General features: G+C 72.4%; 3 protein-coding genes. 1 reads left to right on the forward strand and 2 read right to left on the reverse strand.

The annotated features are described in order from the left end of the window. Together CVO76_RS03435 and CVO76_RS03440 are read right to left on the reverse strand one after the other, a co-directional pair. On the reverse strand, positions 1-1,517 hold a 1,517-nt coding region (locus CVO76_RS03435; protein ID WP_208741689.1), incomplete at its 3' end, for an AMP-dependent synthetase/ligase. 39 nt (positions 1,518-1,556) lie between these two features. Continuing rightward, positions 1,557-3,188 carry a dolichyl-phosphate-mannose--protein mannosyltransferase gene (locus tag CVO76_RS03440; protein ID WP_208740675.1) on the reverse strand — a complete coding sequence of 544 codons (1,632 nt, stop codon included), beginning with the start codon at positions 3,186-3,188 and terminating at the stop codon, positions 1,557-1,559. Between the two features lie 314 nt (positions 3,189-3,502). Between CVO76_RS03440 and rsmI the strand changes: the two genes are divergently transcribed. Beyond that, positions 3,503-4,294, forward strand: coding sequence for a 16S rRNA (cytidine(1402)-2'-O)-methyltransferase (rsmI, locus tag CVO76_RS03445; protein WP_244186291.1), 792 nt, complete (start codon positions 3,503-3,505; stop codon positions 4,292-4,294). Positions 4,295-4,538 lie beyond the last annotated feature (244 nt).

Consider the following 4,538-nt stretch of genomic DNA (forward strand, 5'->3'; position numbering starts at 1 on the left):
ACCACCACGGCCTGCGACACGAGCGGGTTCTCCCGCAGTGTCTCCTCGAGGGGGCCGGGCGCCACGTTCTTGCCGCCCGCCGTCACCAGCAGGTCCTTCTTGCGGCCCGTGATGGTGAGGAAGCCGTCCTCGTCGAGGGAGCCCAGGTCGCCCGTGCGGAAGTACCCGTCGGCGGTGAAGGCCTCCGCCGTCGCCTGCTCGTTGCGGTAGTACCCGGCGAAGATGCCGGCACCGCGGACCTGGACCTCGCCGTCGTCGTCCAGCCGGACGCTCGTGCCCGGCATGGGGATGCCCACCGAGCCCACCCGCGTGAGCGGAACGGTGTTGACCGTGCACGGCGCCGTGCTCTCCGTCAGGCCGTAGCCCTCCTGCACCAGGATGCCGGCACCGCGGAAGAAGTGCGTGAGGTGCTCGCTGAGCGGGCTGGCGCCGGAGACCGTGTAGGTGACCTCGCCGCCGAACACGCTGCGCAGCCGGGGGTAGAGGATGCGGTCGAACACGGCGTGCGACGCCCGCAGGACGGCCGAGGGCCCGCGGCCCCCGCGTGCGCGGGCATCGACGGCGCGGGAGTAGGCGACGGCGGTGCGCTCCGCCGCGGCGAAGAGCCGGCCCTTGCCCGCCTCGGCGGCACGCTGCCCGGCCGTCGCGTGGATCTTCTCGAAGATGCGGGGGACGGCGAGGAGGAACGTGGGCCGGAAGGTCGTCAGGTCCTCCAGCAACTGCGCGGCGGAGCCGGAGTGCGCCAGCTTGATGCCGCCGGTGAAGCAGACCACCTGCACGGCGCGCGCCAGCACGTGGGCGAGCGGCAGGAACATCAGCGTCCTCGCGTTCTCCTGCTGCAGGAACTCGGGCAGGAACTCCAGGGTGTTGACGGCGAAGAGCGCGAAGTTGCCGTGCGTGATCACACAGCCCTTGGGCCTGCCGGTGGTCCCCGAGGTGTAGACGATCGACGCGGCGTCGGCGAGGCCCCGGGAGGAGCGTGCAGCCTCGAGCGCCCCGTCGGACACGGCCTGACCGGCGGCGCCGAACGATGCGAGGGTGGCCTCGTCGCCGAGGTCCTCGGTGGTCAGGCGCACCACCGTCGTCGCATCGGACCGGCCCGCCCGGGCTGCGGCGTCACGCACGATGTCCGCCTTGTGCCCGTCCTCGACGAAGACGACGGCGGGCCGGGCGTCCTCGAGGATCCACGCCACCTGATGCGCGGAGGACGTCTCGTAGATCGGCACGGTCGCCGCTCCGGCGAACCAGATGGCGACGTCGGCGACGGTCCACTCGTAGCGGGTCTTCGACATCACGGCGACGGCGTCGCCGGGCTGGACGCCGCGCGCCATCAGCCCCTTGGCCAGCGCGGACACCTGCGCCAGGAACTCCGAGGCCGGGACGTCCCGCCACCGCCCGTCGGATCGCAGGGCGAACAGGGCCCTCGCCGGGTCGGCGTCGTAGGTCCTCAGGAGGAGGTCGGTGGTGTTGCTGGTGGCCGGGAGGTCGACCAGGAGTTCCGTGATGGCTTCGCGCACCATTGCTCGCTTTCGTTCCGGTGGCCGGGAGGTCCCGGCCTAGATCCAGCTCGGCAGCCACATGCGCATGCGCCACTGGTCGTAGGGGATGATCTCTGCCGTCCAGATGGGCAGGAAGTACGCCGAGAGGGCCACGGCCGCAGCCAGGAACACCCCCACGAGCACGATACCGCGCCGTCGCCGGGCGGCATCCGCGGCAGGGCTCCCCAGCACGAGGCCGAGGCAGTAGACCAGCGCCAGCACGAGATAGGGCTCGAACGCCACCGCGTAGAAGTAGAAGGTGGTGCGTTCCGGGTACAGGAACCAGGGCAGGTAGCCGGCTGCCACGCCGGTGAGGATCGCGGCGGCACGCCAGTCGCGGCGGCCGAGCCAGAAGAACACGAGCACGAGCAGGGACAGGGCCGCGGCCCACCAGATCAGCGGGTTGCCGAGCACGGTGACGGCCTGCGAGCAGGCGTCCTCGCCGCAGCCGGCCGGCTTCTCGTAGAAGAACGACGTCGGACGTCCCATCACGAGCCAGGACCACGCGGACGCCTCGTAGGGATGGTCCGAGCCGAGGCCCTGGTGGAACGTGAACGCGCTGCGGTGGTACTCCGCGAGCGATCGCAGCGGGTCCGGCACCCAGCCCCACTGCTCCGACGGGTTGCGCTCGGCCCACCTGCGGTCGTACGCATCCTCCGAGAGGAACCAGCCCGTCCACGTGCCGAGGTACGTCAGCGCGGCCACCGGCACGAGGCAGGCGAAGGCGAGCAGCCCGTCCTTGACCGCGCCCCCGAGGACCCAGTGGTGCACCCCGGCGATGCGCCGGGCGCTCATGTCCCACGCGACGGTCATCAGGCCGAACGCCGCGATGTACGGCAGGGCCGACCACTTGGTGCCCAGGGCCAGCCCGAGGCAGACGCCGGCGGCGAGGCGCCAGGGCCGGAGGCCGAGGAAGGGGCCCCAGGACAGCTGGGCGGGGGTCGCCCTCCCGTCGTCGTTCCGCCCGACGATCGAGGCCAGGCGGCGGGCGAGGCGCCGTCGTCCGTCGTCCCGGTCCAGGAGGAGCGCCGCGAACGCGGCCAGGAGCCAGAAGCTCAGGAAGATGTCGAGCAGAGAGGTGCGTGATTCCACCAGGTGGTGGCCGTCGACGGCGAGGAGGAGGCCGGCGGCCGCACCGAGCAGCGCCGAGCCGAACATCCGCCGGGCCACGACGGCGAGCAGGAGGACGGACAGCGTTCCGACGGCGGCGGCGGAGAAGCGCCAGCCGAACGCGTTGTCGGAACCGAACAGCAGCATGCCGACGGCGATCATCCACTTGCCCACGGGCGGGTGCACCACGTAGTTCGGGGCGTCGAGGAGGACGCCGGGGTCGCCCGCGTTGAAGGAGTCGTCGGCGTTCTCCGGCCATTCCCGCTCGTAGCCCGACTGCAGCATCGAGTAGGCGTCCTTGACGTAGTAGGTCTCGTCGAACACGAGGGATCCCGGCTCACCGAGCCGGGCGAACCGCAGGACACCGCCGAGCAGGGCCATGGCGAGGGGAAGGATCCAGGCCACCGACCCGCCCGGGGCGGCTGCGCCGAGGAGGCGGGCGGCCAGGGCGTCCCGCGAGAAGGCGCGCGCCGGCGCGACCACCCGGGCTCCGCCGAACGTCGGACTGTCCCCTCGGGGGCGGACGGCGGTGTGGCTCACCCTGTCATGCTACCGGCGGTGCCCCCGCGTGCTCGGCAGGCCCGGCGGGCTGTCCAGGACGGCTCGGGTACTGCGGCGGCTAGGCTGGTCCGGTGAGCCAGCCACGCGACGACGCCCCCGACCTGACCGAGGAGGACCCCGCCGGGTCCGAGGACGGGTACCCGGAGGGGACCCCGGACGACCGGGGGTCCTCCGAGGTGCTGCCGGACAGCGCCGGCGAGGAACCGGCGCGTGCGTCCGCCGCCTACCGGGGCACGGCCGGGGACGGCAGCGGGCGCGGACGTATCGTCCTCGCGGCGACCCCGATCGGCAACATGGGGGATGCGACGGAGCGCCTGATCGGACTGCTCCGGTCGGCCGATGTCGTCGCGGCCGAGGACACCCGCCGCCTGCACCGCCTGGTGCAGGCACTCGGAGTCACGGTCACGGGCCGGGTCATCAGCTACCACGAACACAACGAGGCGGAGCGCACGCCCGAACTCCTCGACCTGGTGCGGGACGGCGCCACGCTGCTGATGGTGACGGACGCGGGGATGCCCTCGGTGTCCGATCCGGGCTACCGGCTCGTCGAGGCGGCCGTCGGGGAGGGGCTCGACCTGACGGCTGTGCCCGGAGCCTCGGCCGTCCTCGCGGCCCTCGCCCTGTCCGGCCTGCCCACGGACCGGTTCTGCTTCGAGGGGTTCCTGCCGCGGAAGCCCGGCGTGCGCGCGGGGCGCCTGGCCGACCTGGCGTCGGAGCGCCGCACCATGGTGTTCTTCGAGGCGCCCCACCGCCTCGAACCGATGCTGCGCTCGCTGCAGCAGGCCTTCGGCTCGGACCGCCCGGCAGCAGTGGCCCGCGAGCTGACGAAGGTGCACGAACAGGTGGTCCGCGGTTCGCTCCTCGAGCTGCTGCAGTGGGCCCAGGACACCGAGGTGCGGGGGGAGATCGCCGTCGTCGTCGCAGGTGCGCCGGAGGCGCCGCCGTCGCGCCCTGAGGACCACGTCGCGGAGGTCAACACGCTGATCGGGGGCGGGATGCGCCTGAAGGACGCCGTGGCCGCAGTGGCCTCCGACAGCCGGGTCAGCAAGCGGGAGCTGTACGCGGCGGTGATCGCCGCCCGCTGAGGATACCCGGACCGGAGTTTGTGCAGTCGACCAAAGCCGGTGGCACGTGGTCGTGCAGCCTTCACTGGACACCCTTTCTCCGCCGGGTCTAGCGTGAACGGGAATGTCCCCCTCGGGACGCGCCCCGAACACTTCGCGAAGGAGCTAGGTATGGCTGTCACCGCCGACCAGGAGAAGGCAGTACTCGACAAGGTGCCCACCGGGCTCTTCATCGGCGGGCAGTGGCGGGCGTCGTCGTCCGGTG

This window comes from Arthrobacter agilis, assembly GCF_002953615.1.
In the GTDB taxonomy this organism is placed as follows: domain Bacteria; phylum Actinomycetota; class Actinomycetes; order Actinomycetales; family Micrococcaceae; genus Arthrobacter_D; species Arthrobacter_D agilis_B.

Excerpts from the sequence above, each read along its gene's own strand:
- rsmI (WP_244186291.1), top strand. The coding sequence starts at position 3,503 with ATGGGGGATGCGACGGAGCGCCTGATCGGACTGCTCCGGTCGGCCGAT.